The organism is Streptomyces sp. NPDC093071 (assembly GCF_044754545.1).
In the GTDB taxonomy this organism is placed as follows: domain Bacteria; phylum Actinomycetota; class Actinomycetes; order Streptomycetales; family Streptomycetaceae; genus Streptomyces.
Genome location: NZ_JBIVPH010000002.1, coordinates 845,462 through 861,466, shown reverse-complemented (window position 1 = coordinate 861,466; position 16,005 = coordinate 845,462). Strand labels below are relative to the sequence as shown.

Here is a 16,005-nt window from a genome sequence, read left to right as displayed (position 1 = left end):
GGCACGTCCCTCCGGGAGAGGGCCGTGCCGGGTTCCGGCGTACGGAATCAGGCCATCAGCACCGAGTCGTCCTCGGGACGCGCACCGGGCAGGCGGTGACGGGCGGCGACCAGCGCCGTGTCCACGTCACGCGTGCCGGTGGAGACGCACAGCGTGTACGCGATGTCGTCCATGCGCTGCCGCACCTCGGGGCTTCCGTTCTCCGCGTGGAGCACCCGCAGCGTCTCGTACTGCTCGATCAGGTTGCTCAACACCGCGGGATGGGCCATCAACACAGTGGGTCTCCCCTCGCCGTCAGGGCGCCGACCGCCCGGTTCGATGCGCCGCTTACCCCGGCCCCCGCGTTGTATGCGGCCGGGCCGGGGGCGTGCGGTGGCGAGTCCACGACACCCGGGGGCGCTCCACCCCTTCCGCACCGGCTTGTTCCGGCCGCCCGATCGCCCACCGCCCTCCTCGTGACGATCACGGGGGAGTAGGGTCGTCGTTTATTGTCGTATGACAACGGTCGAGGTCGGAGTCTTACCGGGAGAGCGGCGGCCCGACCTGCGGCCGTGGCCGTGTTCAGGACCGCTGCGGTGCCTGGCGAGCGAACGAGGATGAGGCATGTCTGAGGCGACGATCGAAGGCTCCTCGGCCGCACGGCGGCCGGGACCGGCCGCCGTGGGAGAGGCCGAGCTGCGCCAGCTCCTGGCCGGCCTCACCGCCGTGCGCGACGGAGACTTCGGCACCCGTCTGCCCGACGAGGCCGGCGGGCTCATGGGCGAGATCTCCAGCGTCTTCAACGGCATGGTCGACCAGCTCTCCCTCTTCACCTCCGAGGTGACGCGCGTCGCCCGCGAGGTCGGCACCGAGGGCACCCTGGGCGGCCAGGCCGAGGTCCCCGGCGTCTCCGGCACCTGGGCCGACCTCACCGACTCCGTCAACGCGATGGCGGGCAACCTCACCACCCAGGTCCGTGACATCGCTCACGTCGCCACCGCCGTCGCCAAGGGCGACCTCTCCCAGAAGATCGACGTCGACGCCCGCGGCGAGATCCTGGAGCTCAAGAACACCATCAACACGATGGTCGACCAGCTGTCCTCCTTCGCCGACGAGGTCACCCGCATGGCCCGCGACGTCGGCACCGAGGGCATCCTCGGCGGCCAGGCGGACGTGAAGGGCGTCTCCGGCACCTGGCGGGACCTCACCGACTCCGTCAACTCCATGGCGTCCAACCTCACCGGCCAGGTGCGCTCGATCGCGCACGTCGCCACCGCCGTGGCCCGCGGCGACCTGTCGAAGAAGGTCGACGTCGACGCCCGCGGCGAGATCCGGGAGCTGAAGAACACCATCAACACGATGGTCGACCAGCTCTCGGCCTTCGCCGACGAGGTGACGCGCGTCGCCCGCGAGGTCGGCACCGAGGGCAACCTCGGCGGCCAGGCCACCGTCCGGGGCGCCTCGGGCACCTGGAAGGACCTCACCGACAACGTCAACGTGATGGCGTCCAACCTCACCGGCCAGGTCCGCTCCATCGCGCAGGTCGCCACCGCCGTGGCCCGGGGCGACCTGTCCCGCCGGATCACCGTGGAGGCCAAGGGCGAGGTCGCCGCGCTCGCCGACACCATCAACACGATGGTGGACACCCTGTCGGCGTTCGCCGACGAGGTGACGCGCGTCGCCCGCGAGGTCGGCACCGAGGGCCGCCTCGGCGGCCAGGCCCGGGTGCCGAACGTGGCCGGCACCTGGAAGGACCTCACCGACAACGTCAACTCGATGGCGAACAACCTCACCGGCCAGGTCCGCAACATCGCCCAGGTCACCACCGCCGTCGCCAACGGCGACCTCTCCAAGAAGATCGACGTCGACGCCCAGGGCGAGATCCTGGAGCTGAAGACCACCATCAACACCATGGTCGACCAGCTGTCCTCCTTCGCCGCCGAGGTCACCCGCGTGGCCCGCGAGGTCGGCAGCGAGGGCCGCCTCGGCGGCCAGGCCGAGGTCGAGGGCGTCTCCGGCACCTGGAAGCGCCTGACCGAGAACGTCAACGAGCTGGCCGGGAACCTCACCCGCCAGGTCCGCGCCATCGCCGAGGTCGCGAGCGCGGTCGCCGAGGGCGACCTGACCCGCTCCATCACCGTCGACGCCTCCGGCGAGGTGGCCGAGCTCAAGGACAACATCAACGCGATGGTCGGCTCGCTGCGCGAGACCACCCGGGCCAACCAGGAACAGGACTGGCTCAAGTCCAGCCTCGCCCGCATCTCCGAGCTGATGCAGGGCCACCGGGACCTCGCCGTCGTCGCCGAACTCGTCATGGACGAGCTGACCCCTCTGGTGGCCGCCCAGTACGGCGCGTTCTACCTCGCCGAGGACGGCGCGGAGGGCGTCGAGCTCAAGCTCGTCGGCTCCTACGGGCGCCCCGCCGACAGCCGCGACCGCTTCCGCCTCGGCGAGTCCCTCGTCGGCCAGGCCGCCCGCAGCCGCCGCACCATCGCCGCCGAGAACGTGCCCGGCGACTACGTGTACATCTCCTCCGGCCTCGGCCAGGCCTCGGGCGGCAGCCTGATCGTGCTCCCGATCGTCGTCGAGGACCAGGTCCTCGGCGTCATCGAACTGGTCTCCTTCACCCCCTTCACCTCCGTGCACCGGGACTTCCTGGAGCAGCTCATGGAGACGGTGGGCGTCAACCTCAGCACGATCGTCGCCAACGTCCGCACCGACGAACTCCTGGGGGAGTCCCAGCGCCTCGCCGACGAGCTGCGGGCCCGCTCCGAGGAGCTCCAGGTCCAGCAGGAGGAGCTCCAGCGCTCCAACGCCGAACTGGAGGAGAAGGCGGCCCTGCTCGTCTCGCAGAACCGCGACATCGAGGCCAAGAACCTCCAGATCGAGCAGGCCCGGCAGGAGCTGGAGGACCGCGCCCAGCAGCTCTCGCTGGCCTCCAAGTACAAGTCCGAGTTCCTGGCCAACATGAGCCACGAGCTGCGCACCCCGCTCAACAGCCTGCTCATCCTCGCCCAGCTCCTCGCGCAGAACCCGACCCGCAACCTCACGGCCAAGCAGGTCGAGTACGCCGGCATCATCCACTCCGCCGGATCCGACCTGCTCCAGCTGATCAACGACATCCTCGACCTGTCCAAGGTCGAGGCCGGGAAGATGGACCTCAACCCGGAACGGGTGGCGCTGCGCCGCCTCCTCGACTACGTCGAGGCGACCTTCCGGCCGCTCACCACGCAGAAGAGCCTCACCTTCACCGTCGCCACCGCCGCCGGCGTCCCCGTGGACCTCGTCACCGACGACTCCCGGCTCCGGCAGGTGCTGCGCAACCTGCTCTCCAACGCCGTCAAGTTCACCGAGCGCGGCAGCGTCGAGCTCTGCATCGAACCGGCCGCGGACGACGAGCTGCCCGCCACGGTCCACCGCGGCGGCCCCGTCGTCGCCTTCCGGGTCAAGGACACCGGCATCGGCATCGCCGCCCAGCACCTGGACGCCATCTTCGGCGCCTTCCAGCAGGCGGACGGCACGACCAACCGGAAGTACGGCGGCACCGGCCTCGGCCTGTCCATCAGCCGGGAGATCGCCTATCTGCTCGGCGGCGCCCTCACGGTCTCCAGCCGGCCCGGCGAGGGCAGCACCTTCACCCTCTACCTGCCCGTCGCCCGCGCCGACTTCAAGGAGCAGTCCGACCGGGTCCCGGCCGTCCGGCCCGAGGAGCGCGAGGAGACCGCCGAACTCGACGAGGCCTCCGCCGTCCGTCCCGCCCTGACCGCCGCCCCGCCGGCCCGGCAGATCCGGCGCCTCCTCGTGATCGAGGAACGTCCGCGTGGACTCCTCTCGCTCGTCGCCGAGAACGCCGTCGCGGAGCTGGCCGCGGGCCGCGACCGCGCGGACCGCGAGGACATCGAGCTGATCACGGCCGTGGGTCCCCAGGAGGCCGCGACCGCCCTCGCCACCCAGCCCTTCCACTGCGTCGTGCTCGAGGTCGACATGGCCCACGGCGAGGCCCTGCAGTTCCTGGACGCCATGGACGGCGACGAGGCGCTGCGCACCGTCCCCGTCCTCGCCCACAACAACCGCAGGCTCGCCCCCGAGCAGGAGCGGGCCCTTCAGACACGCGCCCGTCTGCGCCCCCTCGAACTGCTCTCCAGCCTGGACGAACTGCGCGAGCGGATCGCCCTGCACCTGTCCGCGGACCAGCCCGGCGACGTCGTCCCCCTGGTGCGCGGCGAGCACCGGCCCCCGGCGCCCCAGACCATCGACACCACCCTGCACGGCCGTACGGTCCTGGTGGTCGACGACGACGCCCGCAACCTCTACGCCCTGAGCGGCATCCTGGAGCTGCACGGCATCAAGGTCCTGCACGCCGAGAACGGCCGCAAGGGGATCGAGGCGCTCGCCGCGCACCCCGACATCGACCTGGTCCTGATGGACGTGATGATGCCCGAGATGGACGGCTACACGGCCACCTCCCGGATCCGGCAGATGCCCGCCCACGCCACCCTGCCCGTCATCGCGGTCACCGCCAAGGCCATGCCGGGGGACCGCGAGAAGAGCCTCGCCTCGGGCGCCAGCGACTACGTGACCAAGCCGGTCGACGCCGACGACCTCATCACCTGCATCCGCCGCTGGCTCGACGACTGACCCGCCCCGGCACCTCCCTCCGTACGCTCCGTTCCCACCGTCCGCCCGCGGCCCCGGCCGCCGTCCCCCGAGGAGTCCGCGTCATGAGTGCTCCCCACCGCCACGGCGGATACCCCGCCGTCGGTCCCCACGGGGACGGCGCTCCGACACCGCCGGCCTTCCAGGAAGAGCGGCACCCGCCGGACGACCGCTCCACCGTGGGCCGGCTGGCCGCCACGGTGGAGCGGCTGCGCGGGGAGGTGCGCGCCGCGCACGCCGCGGCCGAGGGGCGCGCCCTGATCGAGCTCGCCAAGGGCGTCATCGTCGAGCGGCTCGGCTGCGGCCCGGCCCAGGCCGCGAAGCAGCTCGCCGAACTGGCCGGCCAGGCCGGGCTCTCCCAGCTGGAACTGGCCGCGGAGATCATCAACCAGGCCGCCCACGACCGGGTCGCCGAGGTCGCCGACGACTTCGTCAGGGCCGTACGGCCGCCGGAGGGGACGGAGCCGGACACCGGGACCGGCGGGACCGACGCCGGGGCCGACGGTTCGGTCGCCGTGCGCCTGCGCACGGCCGAGAGCGCCGCGCTCAACGCCGGGGACAGCCAGGCCGTCGCCGAGTCCCTCCTCGAACACGCCCTCGCCCCCCTGGGCGCCGTCGCCGTCGCCATCTGGACCACCGGCCCCGACGCCTCCCTGACCCTCTGCGGCCACGCGGGCTTCGGCGCCGACGAGCCCGCCCGCTGGCGCTACGTGCCGCCCGGCGTGGCCACCGTGGCCCGGGAGGCCCTCGCCGCCCGCAGGACCGTCCGCTTCCCCTCGCTCGCGACCGCCGGCATCCCCACGATCGGCCACGCCCGCCACCCCGACGGCGGCCGGGTCGCGGTGCCCGCCGGGACCGGCGGACGGATCCACGGCGTCCTGGAGATCTGCTGGCCCCGGCCGCTGGAGCCCCAGCCGCAGGCGGTGGAGCGCCAGATCGAGGCCCTGGCCGAGCTGTGCGCCCACACCCTGGAGACCCTCCCCGTGCAGCCGGTGCGGACGCGGGGGTTCCCGGACGCGGCCGCCGGGGCGTCGGAGCTGGTGGAGCTCGCCGACGGCCTCTACGACCCCGCCCTGGTCCTGACCCCGCACCTGGACGACGAGGGGCGCCTGCGGGACTTCCGCATCCGCCACGCCAACGAGCACTTCCAGGACCCGGCGGGCCGCTCGCGCGGTGCCGTCGACGGGGCGCTGCTCCTGGAGGCGTACCCCACGACGGCCGGCGAGAACGAGCTCTTCGAACGGATCGAGCGCGTCTACGCCACCGGGGAGCCCTTCCGCGCCCGGCGGACCCGGCTCACCGCCCTCGTGGACCAGGTGCCGCTCGCGTCCGCCGCCGACCTCAGCATCAGCCGGCACGGCGACAGCGTGCTCCTCATCTGGCGCATCGAGGACGAGACCGCCCGGCTCGCCAGCCTGCTCCAGCACGCCCAGCGCCTCGGCCGCATCGGCGGCTTCGAGGAGGACGTCCAGACCGGGGAGATCACCTGGAACGGGCAGCTCTTCGACCTCTTCGGGCGGGACCTCACCGAGGGGCCGGTCTCCCTGCGCGACCTCACCGCGCACGCCCACCCCGACGACGCGGTCGCCATCGGCCGCTTCCTCCAGGCCGTGCTGCACCAGCGGCGGGCGAGCTCGACGGCCTTCCGCATGGTGCGCGGGGACGGCGTCACCCGCCACATCCGGGTCATCGCCGAACCCTCCCTCGACGCCGACGAGCGGCTCCTCGCCGTGCGGGGCGCCTACCAGGACATCTCCGCCCAGCACTGGACGGAGGTCGCCCTGGCGGCCACCCGCGACCAACTCGCCGTGACCGAACAGGAGTCGGCGGAGCGCAACCGGCTGGCCCTCCAGCTCCAGCACGCCATCATGCCGCCGACCAGGGCCCCGCTCGACGCCCAGGGCCTCGACGTCGCCGTGCGCTACCGGCCCGCCGAGACCGAGTCCCTGGTCGGCGGCGACTGGTACGACGCCGTCGTCCTGCCGTCCAAGAAGATCCTGCTGTGCGTCGGGGACATCGCCGGCCACGGCATCGAGGCCGCCACCGGCATGGTCGTCCTGCGCAACGCCCTGCGCGGCCTCGCCGTCACCGGCGCCGGCCCCGGACAGCTCCTGTCCTGGCTGAACAACGTGGCGCACCACCTCACCGCCCAGGTCACGGCCACCGCCGTCTGCGGCGTCTTCGACCCCACGACCCGCACCCTGCGCTGGGCCAGGGCGGGACACCTCCCGCCCGTGCTCGTACGGGGCGACCGGGCGACCACGCTGCCGCTGCTCCAGGGGCTGCTGCTCGGGGCCCTCGCCGAGGCCGAGTACGAGGAGGCGGAGATCCAGCTGGAGTCCGAGGACACCGTCCTGATGTACACCGACGGCCTCGTCGAGCGACGGGACACCTCCGTGCACGACTCCCTGGACCAGCTGCTCGCCACCGCCCAGGCCCCGGCCGACGGCCTCGAACGGCGCCTCGACCTGCTGCTCACGCACAGCAAGTCCGACACCGACGACGACACGTGCCTGATCGGCGTGCGCGTCACCTGACCGCGCCCGCCCGACCGACCATCAGCCCCTCCGTGGAAAGCAGGAAGCATGACCGAACGCGAAGTGAACCTGGACGTCGAAGTGGAGGTCCGTGACGCCGTCACGGCGGTCCTCTCCGTGGGGGGCGAACTCGACATCGAGACGGCCACCTTCCTCCACCACCACCTGGCCAACCAGTTCCTGCACGGCCGCCGCCACCTCGTCCTGGACCTCTCCGCCCTGGACTTCATGGACTCCTCCGGCCTGAACGTCCTGATCAGGGCCGGACGGGACGCCCGGGAGTCCGGGGGCGACCTGCACCTCGCCGCGCCGACCCCGGCCGTGCGCCGCATCCTGGAGATCACGGGTCTGACGATGACCACGCCCCTGCACGCCGACGTGGCGGGTGCGCTCGTCGCGGCGGGACACGAGGGCTAGAGAGCCGTACGAAGGACGGGGCGGCCCCGCCGAGGGCGGGGACCGCGCCCCGGACGGAGAAGAGAAGGAGAAGCCGGAACACGTGGACGAGATCACCGGTGTCGAGCAGGCACTGCGCCGGGCCGCTCCGCACCTGCTGGTGAGCGTCGTGGCGGACGCCCTGCGCGACCAGTGCGGAGCGCTGCGGGTGGAACTCCGCCTCGCCGACTACGCGCTGCGGTCGCTCCAGCTCGTCGAGCGCGTGCCCCACACGACCCCGCCGGTCCTCATCCACGACAGCCCGCAGGGCCGTGCCTTCGGCGCCCAGGACCCGTACGTCACCCATGACGCCGAGGCCGTCTCCGTCCACCTGCCGGTCACCGTCCGGGGGGACCGGATGGGCGTCCTCACCGTCGCCCTGCCGGCGGGCTGCGACCTCGTCCCCCTGCTGCCCGAGCTGCGACACGTCTGCGAGGCGCTCGGCCACGAGATCCTGGTGGCCGAGCGCGACACGGACCTGTACGACCTCGCGCGGCGGGCCAGCCGGCTGACGCTGGCGGCCGAGATGCAGTGGCAGCTCCTGCCGGGCCGCTCCTGCGTCCGTCCCGAGTTCGCCCTCGGCGCCCACCTGGAGCCCGCCTACGCGATCTTCGGGGACAACTACGACTGGTCGGCCTCGGCCGACCACCTGACCCTGACGGTCACCAACGGGATGGGGGAGGGCATCGAGGCCGCCCTCCTGACGAACCTCGCCCTCAACGCGCTCCGCAACGCCCGCCGCGCGGGCCTCGGCCTCGCGGACCAGGCGGCCCTGGCGGACCAGGCCGTGTACGCGCAGTACCGGGGCGACGCCTTCGTCTCGGTGCTCCTGCTGCGCTTCGACCTCGCGACGGGCGAGGTGGAGGCCGTGGACGCCGGGTCGCCGCGCCTGTGGCGCCTGCGGGACCGCTCCGTCGAGGCCGTCTCGTTCGAGGCCCAGCTGCCCCTGGGGATGTTCGAGGACACCGTCTACACGCCGCAGCGCCTCACGGTCCGCCCGGGGGACCGGCTGCTGTTCGGCAGCGACGGGGTGTACGACGCGCCCTCCCCGGACGGGGAGAGCTACGGGGACCGGGCGCTGGCCCGCGCGCTCACCGCCACCAAGCTGCTGCCGTCCGCGCAGGTCCCGGGCGCGGTCCTGCGCGAACTCGCCGCCTACCACGGCGACGCCCCGCTGGAGGACGACGCGCTGGTCGTCTGTCTCGACTGGTACGGCCGGCAGGAGGGACCCGACGCGGGGCCCGGTTTCCCCGGACCCGCCCTCGCTGAGGGCGCCGACGCCTGATCCGCTCCGCGCGCGCCCACCCGTACGCCCGGTGTCAACAGTTGCCGTGCGGCAACTGTATCCTTGGTGCAACACCTGGCTCGTGTCCGGGGTGGACACGTCGTGGGCGAGCAGAGGGTGACAAGTGGGACATGGGGCACGTGACCGGACGGCGCGCACGGCGCGCGGGGGTCAGGCGGACCGGACGTCCTTGAGCGGCGCGCCCCGGTGCACCGGGGGCGCCGACGGTCTCTCCTTGTCCAGCGCGTCCTGGAAGCCCGTCAGACCCCGCAGCAGCGCCTTGCGGCTCGTCGGGGTCATGCCGGAGATGACCGCCAGCAGGGCCTCCTCCCGCTGGACCCGCAGATCGCGCAGGTACGCCTTGCCGCGGACGGTCAGATGCAGCTCCAGCTGCCGGCGGCTGACGGGACTGGGCAGCCGCTGCACGAATCCCAGCGCCTCCAAGCGGTCGCACATGCGGCTCACCGAGGGCGGCGCGGAACCGAGCAGTTCCCCGAGCGCGCGGAGGTTGATGCCCTCCTCGCGGTCGAGGCTGTAGAGCACGCGGAGCTGAGACGCCGACACCGGTGTCGACGACACCATGTCCCGGCCGCGCTCCCACAGCACCTCCAGAAGCTCGATGAGCTCCCGGGCGGCCTGTGCCGTCTCCTGCGGCTCCCGCTGGGACGGGGCGGGGTTCGTGTCCATGGCTACCGACACTCCTCAGGCGTCCGGGGCCGAAGGCGTCGGCCTCGCGACGCGCCGGTCATCTCCACATCTCTCCAGAAGGCGGTACGGGCTCGGTGGATCGACACGTGACTGTGGAACGCGCTCTGCGCGGGGCGCCGCCACACCGCCTCCTGGACTCCCTCCGTGTCGATCTGGCACAGCGGTTCGCCGTGCACTCCGCCGACCTCCTGCTCGTCGACTACGGGCGCACGTCGCTGCGTCCCGTCGAACCCGTACAGGCTCCGGCCGGGGTGCGGCACGCGACCGTCGGGTCGGGACCCGCGGGCCGCGCACTTTCCACACAGCAACCATATCTTTTCGGTGGTGACGGGCCCACGGCGACCGCTTGCCTTCCTGTGACGGTTCGTGGCGAACGCTGTGGCGTCCTCGTGGTCGTCCTGCCCTCGGACCTGGCCACTCCCGCGGTGACCGAGGAGCTCGCCGACATCGCCGAAACGCTGGGACACGCCCTGCGCGTCGCCGACCGCCACACCGACCTGTACCGCCGGACGCGCGGGGCGCGCCCCCTCAGCGTCCCGGCGGAGATGCAGTGGGGCCTGCTCCCCGGGCAGGCCTGCACGGGTCCGGAATTCGACCTGCACGCCTACTGGGAGCCCTCCTACACCTCGGGCGGACACGTCCTGGACTGGTGCGCCACCGAGGAGGAACTCACCCTGGTCGTCGCCAACGGCACCGGACCCGACACCCCGTCCGCCCTGGTCAGCACCCTCGCCCTGAACGCCATCCGCAACGCCCGGCGCGCCGGACTCGACCTGGTCGGCCAGGCCAGCCTCACCGACCAGGCGCTCTACGGACAGCACCGGGGCGAGCGCTCCCTCTCCGCCCTCCTGCTGAGCTTCGACCGCGCCACCGGAGAGGTCCGGGTCGTCGACGCGGGCTCGCCCACGGTCTGGCGGGACCGGGGGACGGTCACCGAGCGGATCCACCTGGAGCGCCAGCTGCCCCTCGGCATGTTCGAGGACACCGTCTACGCCACCCAGGGCCTCCGCGTCCTCCCCGGCGACCGGCTGGTCTTCGTCGCCTGCGACCGGGGCGAGCCCCCGCCGGACGCCGGTGACGCGGCCCTCGACCGCTCGGTGCGCCGCGCGATCGGCCGGACCCGCCGCACGGCCTGCGCGGACACCCCCCGGGCCGTCGTCCGGGCACTGCGAGAAGAGGCCCCCGGCGGACTTCCGGACGACGTTCTCGTACTCTGTCTGGACTGGCACGGCCGCTCCGCCGGGCGGAGCCCGGCCACCGGAGAGGATCGCGAAGACCTTCCCGGCCCTCCCGCCGTATGAGTACGGTCGTGTCCGCGTCCGTGTTCTCGGATGCGGACGGTGTGGAAATCGCAAAGGAGGGAAGGTGCGCAGGATGAGGTACGGAGCACGGCACCGAGCCGTGTGAGGGGAGGCAGGTCGATGACGGACGCGATCGCCGCGGAGCGTGCGACACAGAAACCCTTGTTGTACGCGAGCGTCGACTACGACGGTACGGACGCCGACGACGGCATGGTCGCATCGGCCCGCGACTTCACCGCCGACTTCCTCACCGCGTCCCCGGCCGCGGGACGACGGCCGGTCGCCCGCGAGCGCGTCGACCTCGCGCGCCTGGTGGTCAGCGAGCTGGTGACCAACGCCGTGCGGCACGCGCCCGGCCCCTGCCGCCTGCTCCTCGAACTGTTCGAGGACGCGCTGGAGATCTCGGTGTTCGACTGCCTGGAGGCCTCTCCCGTGCCCCGGGGACACGACCCCGGCCGCATCGGCCAGCACGGCGTCGAGATCGTCGTGGCCGTCTGCGAGAGCGTCAGCGTGGAGCCGCACCCGTCCGGCAAGCGGGTCCGGGCACGCCTCGCCCTCGTCTGAGACCGCCCGGACGCGGGGGCCGGCGCGGCGCCGAAAAAGAAATTTAGAGAAGACGTGAATGCTCCGCGAGAGCGGGGGTATGCGGGCCGTCCGGGGGAAGACGGGTTGTCGACGAAAGAGGGGGTCATCGAAGTGCCGACCACAGTGCTGAACGAGATGAAGACCGGCGCCGAGAGGACCGTGGGGGGCCTTCCCGTACTCGAAGCCCCCGACAAGGTGGCGCCGAAGGACGCGCGCGAACTGTCGAAGGTGTTCTTCGACCGGATGGCCGCACTGGAGGAGGGGACTCCCGAGTACCAGTACGCCCGCAACACGCTGATCGAGATGAACATGTCGCTCGTGCGCTACGCCGCAGGCCGCTTCCGGGCACGCGGCGACGACATGGAGGACATCGTCCAGGTCGGCACCATCGGACTGATCAAGGCCATCGACCGCTTCGACCTCTCCCGCGAGGTCGAGTTCACCACCTTCGCGGTCCCCTGCATCGTGGGGGAGATCAAGCGGTTCTTCCGTGACACCTCCTGGGCCGTCCACGTCCCCCGCCGCCTCCAGGAGGCCCGCGTGGAGCTGGCCAAGGCGACGGAGGAGCTCAGTTCCCGCCTCGGCCGCTCGCCGAGCGTGGCGGAGCTCTCGGCCCTGATGAACCTCTCCGAGGACGAGGTCATCGAGGCGCGGATCGCCTCCAACGGCTACAACTCCACCTCGCTCGACGCCGCCGTCGGCGGCGAGGGCGAGGAGGGCGGTGCCATGCTCTCCGACCTCATAGGAGAAGAGGACCCGGCGCTCGGGCTCTTCGAGGACTTCCACGCCCTCGCCCCCCTCATCGCCGAACTCGGCGAGCGGGACCGGCTGCTGATCCACCTCCGCTTCGTCGAGGAGCTGACGCAGTCGGAGATCGGCAAGAGGCTCGGCATCTCCCAGATGCAGGTCTCCCGGCTGCTCTCCCGGAACCTGACCCGCCTCCGCAAGGGGATGCTCGCCCCCGTGGAGTGACGGCTCCCCTCCTCCCGCTTCCCCCACGGGAACCGAACGGCCTCACCGCCCCCCCTTCCGGTGAGGCCGTTCCCCGTGCGGCGGTGCCCCGGGACGGCCGACCCCCTGCCCGGGGGATGAGGGGCCGGGCTACCGTGGCCCGATGCAGCCACAGCAGCCTCACACCGTCCCCGCGCCGACGGCCCCCGCGCCGTCCTCCCACCGCACCCGCACCGTGGTCCTCTCCCTCATAGCCGGGCTCGTGCTCGGCGCCGCGGGGACGGGCGTCGCCTGGGCGCTGAGCGGGGACACCGACTCCGCCGGAGAGGGCGCGGCCGGGGACGCGCGGGCCGCGTGCCGGGCGCTCGACGGATTCGACCCGGCGAAGTACACGGAGAAGGGCCCCGCCGGCGAGATCGCCCTCAACCGCTACGGGGCGGCCGACGCGCTCTCCGCGTCGGCGGCGGCGGGCGACGCGCGGTACGAGCCGCTCGCCCAGGCCGTCCGCGGCTCCCGGGCACGGCTCTCCGCGACCTTCGAGTTCAACGCGGAGGTGAAGAAGGAGCTGGACCGGGCCCGCGCCCTCTGCGAGGACCTGTAGCCCGGCAGGGGGAGGGCGCCATAGCGTGCCCGGGGCCGCCGCACCCCGGTACCGGACGGTAGCCGCCTGTTCGGGGAAAGGGCCCGGAGCCCCGGGCCCCGCGGACTATCGTGCCGTGCATGAGCCCGGACGAGATCGACCCCGGCCACGAGTGGCCCCTCCCCCCGCCCTGGATGTGGGACTGCGACGAGTGCGCCAGTCTCTACCGCACCATGCGGAACGTCGGCGACCGGATCGCCGAACTCCGCCTCACCGGCGAACGCGGCGTCGACTGGGACCCGTTCGACAGCACCGTCACCACCCAGATCGCCCTCGGCGCGCACCTCGCCGCCCGGCACCGCGACCTCCTGCCCGACTGGGACCCCGCCTGCGAGACCTGCGCCCGCCACCAGGAGCGGATCGCCCGCGAGCGGGAACCCGGCCCGCACCGGGACCTCATGGTCCGCTGCGGCGGCGAACACCTCGCCCGCCACGTCTACGCCCCGCCCCGGACCGTCGGCCTCCTCTGAGCCGGACCGCGCCCAGAACGGACCGAGCTCAGAACGGACCGAGCCCAGAACGGACCGCGCCGAGACGGACCGCTCCGGGGCGGGGCCCTTTCAGGACACCGGGCCAGGCCCCTCCAGCTCCTTCAGCCGTACGGTGCACAGGCCCCCGCGCTCGGCCTTCACCTCCGTCACCTCCAGCCGGGTGCCCGGCGTGAGGATGTACTCCTCCTCGCCGGTGAACGCGGAGAACCGCCGGATCCCCACCGCCCGCGCCGGCGTCACCTCGAACAGGGTCCGCTTGCCCCGGCTCCCCAGGAACCCCCGGGCCACGGCCGGTTCGGACGTGCACGAGGACACGCCCCACCAGGTCACCGTCCGCCCCACCGGATACTGCGACCGCAGGTCCAGCGCCACGCCCCGCCACAGCGGCTGCTTCCGCGCCGGCAGCTCCGCCACCGCCGAGAACAGCAGCCGCAGGTACGGCAGATACGGCACCAGCCGCTCCCGGTCGGGCGACCGCAGCACGGCGTTGATCTCGCGGTAGAACGCCGACTCGCACGTGTACAGGTACAGCGCCGCGATCGCGTCGGCGGACAGTCCGCCGGTGTCCTCCGCCGACGCGGCCCTGGCCTCGCCGAACAGGCGCGACCGCTCGATGTGAGCCTCCAGGTTCCGGAGCACCCGGGACACCGGCTCGACGGCCCGGGGGAAGTCCATCAGCGGGGTGTCGAACACGCCGGTGATGGGCGGCAGGACGAGCCCCTCGTCCTTGACGCTCGTGAGCCGCTCCAGATACAGCTGGTGCAGCTCCATGGTCGACGCGATGAACGCCCCCATCCGCTCGGCGACACCGCCGCCCTCCGACCCTCCGGCCCCCTCCGCCACCCGGTCCCAGCCCTTCCCCGGCAGCCAGTCGACCGGCTCGGCCCCCACCGCCGCCAGGGCGTCGTTCACCCGGGAGAAGTGGTCGCCCTCGCAGAAGGCGTCCCCCTGCGCCGCCGGGTTCACGTGGTCCAGGTGCCGGACCTCGACCCCCGGGTACTTCTTCTCCAGCCGCTGGACGACCCTCTTCAGGTTCCGGGCGTGCGCGCCCCACCAGGTGAACACCACCCCCCGGTCCTCCTCCGGCGCCTCCTGCTTGGCCCGGAGGATCTCCTCGACGATCTGCTCGGCCACGGGCCGCCAGAACGCGGTGTGCCGGTCGGTCGGCACCGACCCGTCCGCGCTCGCCGTGAGGGACGCGTTCAGCAGCAGCACGCCCTGGGTCAGCATCGCCTGGAACCACTCCGGCGGCCGGACCGTGTCCTCCTTCCTCAACAGGGCCCGGACGTCGGCGACCGGCGTCTTCTTGGCGATGCCGTACTTCCACATCGCGGCGGCCTTGATGAGACAGCGGATGCTGACCACCCGGCCGAACCGGCTGTCCTCCCAGTCGGCGAAGGTGTTGTCGAACATCGCGATGCCGGTCGCGCTCTCCGCCCGCGGATACGGGTTCTGGCCGAAGGCCACCACCTTCCACTTGTGCGGCGGATGCGGCTTCAGCGCCTGGAACGTCAACTCCCGTACCGGCACCACCTCCGGGCTCCGTTTCGGGCCGATGAAGTCGGCGGCCCCCGGCTGCGCCTCGATCACCGGCCCGAGCAGCGGAAGCCAGGGCTCGCCGCCGCCGGTGAACAGCTCGGCCAGCTTCAGCGGATCGCCCGCGGCGGAAACGTCGGCGTCGGTCATGGGTGCGGAACTCCCGGGGTTCGGTACGGAGGGGGTGGCGTCGTCCTGCGGGACCTGGGCGGTCTCCGGGTCAGCGGCGAAAGGAAGGCCGCCGAGGCACGTCGATCCGGACCCGCCGCGCGGACCCCGCTCCCCGGATGTCGTCGAGCTGCGCCAGCACCGCGGCCCTCAACTCGTCGTAGTCCGCGAACCCGTGGTCGTGGAACAGGGTGTAGCCCGTCCACATCAGATTGGCGCACACCTGCGCGGGCACCCGCCCCGTCTGCGCGCCGAGGCCCACCAGGGCCACCGACCGGACGCTGCCGGGTTCGGCCCGGTTCTGCAGGTGCACCGCCTGGAACGCGGCCGCGCACGCCAGCGCCACGTTCATGGTCTCGCCGACGTCCTGCGAGGAATGGCGCATGGTCGGCGTCGAGATCAGGTACCGGGGCACGGCGGCCCCGGACGGCACGCACACCGCGCTGCCCACCGGCAGGCTCCCGCCGAACCGCTCGCGGATCGCCCGCCGCACCCGCACCTGGATGCCGGCGCCGAGGTACCGCTTGACGACGGCGTCGACACCGCCGTCCATCCGCCCCTGCGCGTTGGTGGGGGACACCCACGCGTCGACGTCCACGTCGAGCAGGGAGCCCCGCCGGATCTCGACCTCGGGCGTGTCCGCGAACGCGGACCGCCAGGCCGCCACCACCTCGGCGTTCACGTCGACCAGTACGACCCTCAACTCATGCCGGACACCCATGGGCCCGCCCCC

The 16,005-nt window shown here is 72.7% G+C and carries 13 protein-coding genes; 9 read left to right on the top strand and 4 right to left on the bottom strand.

Annotated elements, in window-relative coordinates:
* Positions 1–47: 47 nt before the first annotated feature.
* The gene (locus tag ACIQD7_RS09440; RefSeq protein ID WP_121829372.1) at positions 48–275 is read right to left on the bottom strand and encodes a DUF5133 domain-containing protein; all 228 of its coding nucleotides are present in this window, start codon (positions 273–275) and stop codon (positions 48–50) included.
* Between the two features lie 328 nt (positions 276–603).
* Between ACIQD7_RS09440 and ACIQD7_RS09435 the strand changes: the two genes are divergently transcribed.
* The 4 genes from ACIQD7_RS09435 to ACIQD7_RS09420 all read left to right on the top strand — a co-directional run bounded on the left by ACIQD7_RS09435 (position 604) and on the right by ACIQD7_RS09420 (position 8,892).
* The gene (locus ACIQD7_RS09435; protein ID WP_402440983.1) at positions 604–4,617 is read left to right on the top strand and encodes a HAMP domain-containing protein; all 4,014 of its coding nucleotides are present in this window, start codon (positions 604–606) and stop codon (positions 4,615–4,617) included.
* An 83-nt stretch (positions 4,618–4,700) separates the two neighbouring features.
* Positions 4,701–7,172, top strand: a complete 2,472-nt coding sequence (locus ACIQD7_RS09430; RefSeq protein ID WP_402440981.1) for a SpoIIE family protein phosphatase — start codon at positions 4,701–4,703, stop codon at positions 7,170–7,172.
* A 48-nt stretch (positions 7,173–7,220) separates the two neighbouring features.
* Entirely contained in the window at positions 7,221–7,589 is a 369-nt protein-coding gene (locus tag ACIQD7_RS09425) for an STAS domain-containing protein (RefSeq protein ID WP_402440979.1), read from the top strand.
* A gap of 82 nt (positions 7,590–7,671) precedes the next feature.
* Positions 7,672–8,892 (top strand): PP2C family protein-serine/threonine phosphatase, encoded by a 1,221-nt coding sequence (locus ACIQD7_RS09420; RefSeq protein ID WP_402440977.1) that lies wholly within the window; start codon positions 7,672–7,674, stop codon positions 8,890–8,892.
* Positions 8,893–9,063: 171 nt separating this feature from the next.
* Here ACIQD7_RS09420 and ACIQD7_RS09415 read toward each other — a convergent pair whose 3' ends face one another.
* Positions 9,064–9,579, bottom strand: coding sequence for a MarR family transcriptional regulator (locus tag ACIQD7_RS09415; RefSeq protein WP_161374255.1), 516 nt, complete (start codon positions 9,577–9,579; stop codon positions 9,064–9,066).
* A 377-nt stretch (positions 9,580–9,956) separates the two neighbouring features.
* Here ACIQD7_RS09415 and ACIQD7_RS09410 point away from each other — a divergent pair, with 377 nt between their 5' ends.
* The 5 genes from ACIQD7_RS09410 (at position 9,957) to ACIQD7_RS09390 (ending at position 13,547) form a co-directional block, all read left to right on the top strand.
* Positions 9,957–10,901, top strand: coding sequence for a PP2C family protein-serine/threonine phosphatase (locus tag ACIQD7_RS09410; RefSeq protein WP_402440975.1), 945 nt, complete (start codon positions 9,957–9,959; stop codon positions 10,899–10,901).
* 162 nt (positions 10,902–11,063) lie between these two features.
* A complete protein-coding gene (locus ACIQD7_RS09405; protein WP_240449915.1) occupies positions 11,064–11,465 on the top strand; it encodes an ATP-binding protein in 402 nt (133 codons plus the stop codon).
* A 156-nt stretch (positions 11,466–11,621) separates the two neighbouring features.
* Positions 11,622–12,458, top strand: coding sequence for an RNA polymerase sigma factor SigF (locus ACIQD7_RS09400; RefSeq protein ID WP_402441389.1), 837 nt, complete (start codon positions 11,622–11,624; stop codon positions 12,456–12,458).
* A gap of 142 nt (positions 12,459–12,600) precedes the next feature.
* On the top strand, positions 12,601–13,038 hold the full coding sequence (locus ACIQD7_RS09395; protein ID WP_402440972.1) for a hypothetical protein: 438 nt from the start codon (positions 12,601–12,603) through the stop codon (positions 13,036–13,038).
* A gap of 119 nt (positions 13,039–13,157) precedes the next feature.
* The gene (locus tag ACIQD7_RS09390) at positions 13,158–13,547 is read left to right on the top strand and encodes a hypothetical protein (protein WP_121829363.1); all 390 of its coding nucleotides are present in this window, start codon (positions 13,158–13,160) and stop codon (positions 13,545–13,547) included.
* 90 nt (positions 13,548–13,637) lie between these two features.
* Here ACIQD7_RS09390 and ACIQD7_RS09385 read toward each other — a convergent pair whose 3' ends face one another.
* Positions 13,638–15,254: an ADP-ribosyltransferase domain-containing protein gene (locus ACIQD7_RS09385; RefSeq protein ID WP_402440970.1), complete on the bottom strand. Its 1,617-nt coding sequence runs from the start codon at positions 15,252–15,254 to the stop codon at positions 13,638–13,640.
* A 70-nt stretch (positions 15,255–15,324) separates the two neighbouring features.
* Positions 15,325–15,993: a macro domain-containing protein gene (locus ACIQD7_RS09380; protein WP_402440968.1), complete on the bottom strand. Its 669-nt coding sequence runs from the start codon at positions 15,991–15,993 to the stop codon at positions 15,325–15,327.
* Between the last annotated feature and the right edge of the window lie 12 nt (positions 15,994–16,005).

Excerpts from the sequence above, each read along its gene's own strand:
- ACIQD7_RS09435 (WP_402440983.1), top strand. The coding sequence starts at position 604 with ATGTCTGAGGCGACGATCGAAGGCTCCTCGGCCGCACGGCGGCCGGGA.
- ACIQD7_RS09430 (WP_402440981.1), top strand. The coding sequence starts at position 4,701 with ATGAGTGCTCCCCACCGCCACGGCGGATACCCCGCCGTCGGTCCCCAC.
- ACIQD7_RS09425 (WP_402440979.1), top strand. The coding sequence starts at position 7,221 with ATGACCGAACGCGAAGTGAACCTGGACGTCGAAGTGGAGGTCCGTGAC.
- ACIQD7_RS09415 (WP_161374255.1), bottom strand. The coding sequence starts at position 9,579 with ATGGACACGAACCCCGCCCCGTCCCAGCGGGAGCCGCAGGAGACGGCA.
- ACIQD7_RS09400 (WP_402441389.1), top strand. The coding sequence starts at position 11,622 with ATGAAGACCGGCGCCGAGAGGACCGTGGGGGGCCTTCCCGTACTCGAA.
- ACIQD7_RS09395 (WP_402440972.1), top strand. The coding sequence starts at position 12,601 with ATGCAGCCACAGCAGCCTCACACCGTCCCCGCGCCGACGGCCCCCGCG.
- ACIQD7_RS09390 (WP_121829363.1), top strand. The coding sequence starts at position 13,158 with ATGAGCCCGGACGAGATCGACCCCGGCCACGAGTGGCCCCTCCCCCCG.
- ACIQD7_RS09385 (WP_402440970.1), bottom strand. The coding sequence starts at position 15,254 with ATGACCGACGCCGACGTTTCCGCCGCGGGCGATCCGCTGAAGCTGGCC.
- ACIQD7_RS09380 (WP_402440968.1), bottom strand. The coding sequence starts at position 15,993 with ATGGGTGTCCGGCATGAGTTGAGGGTCGTACTGGTCGACGTGAACGCC.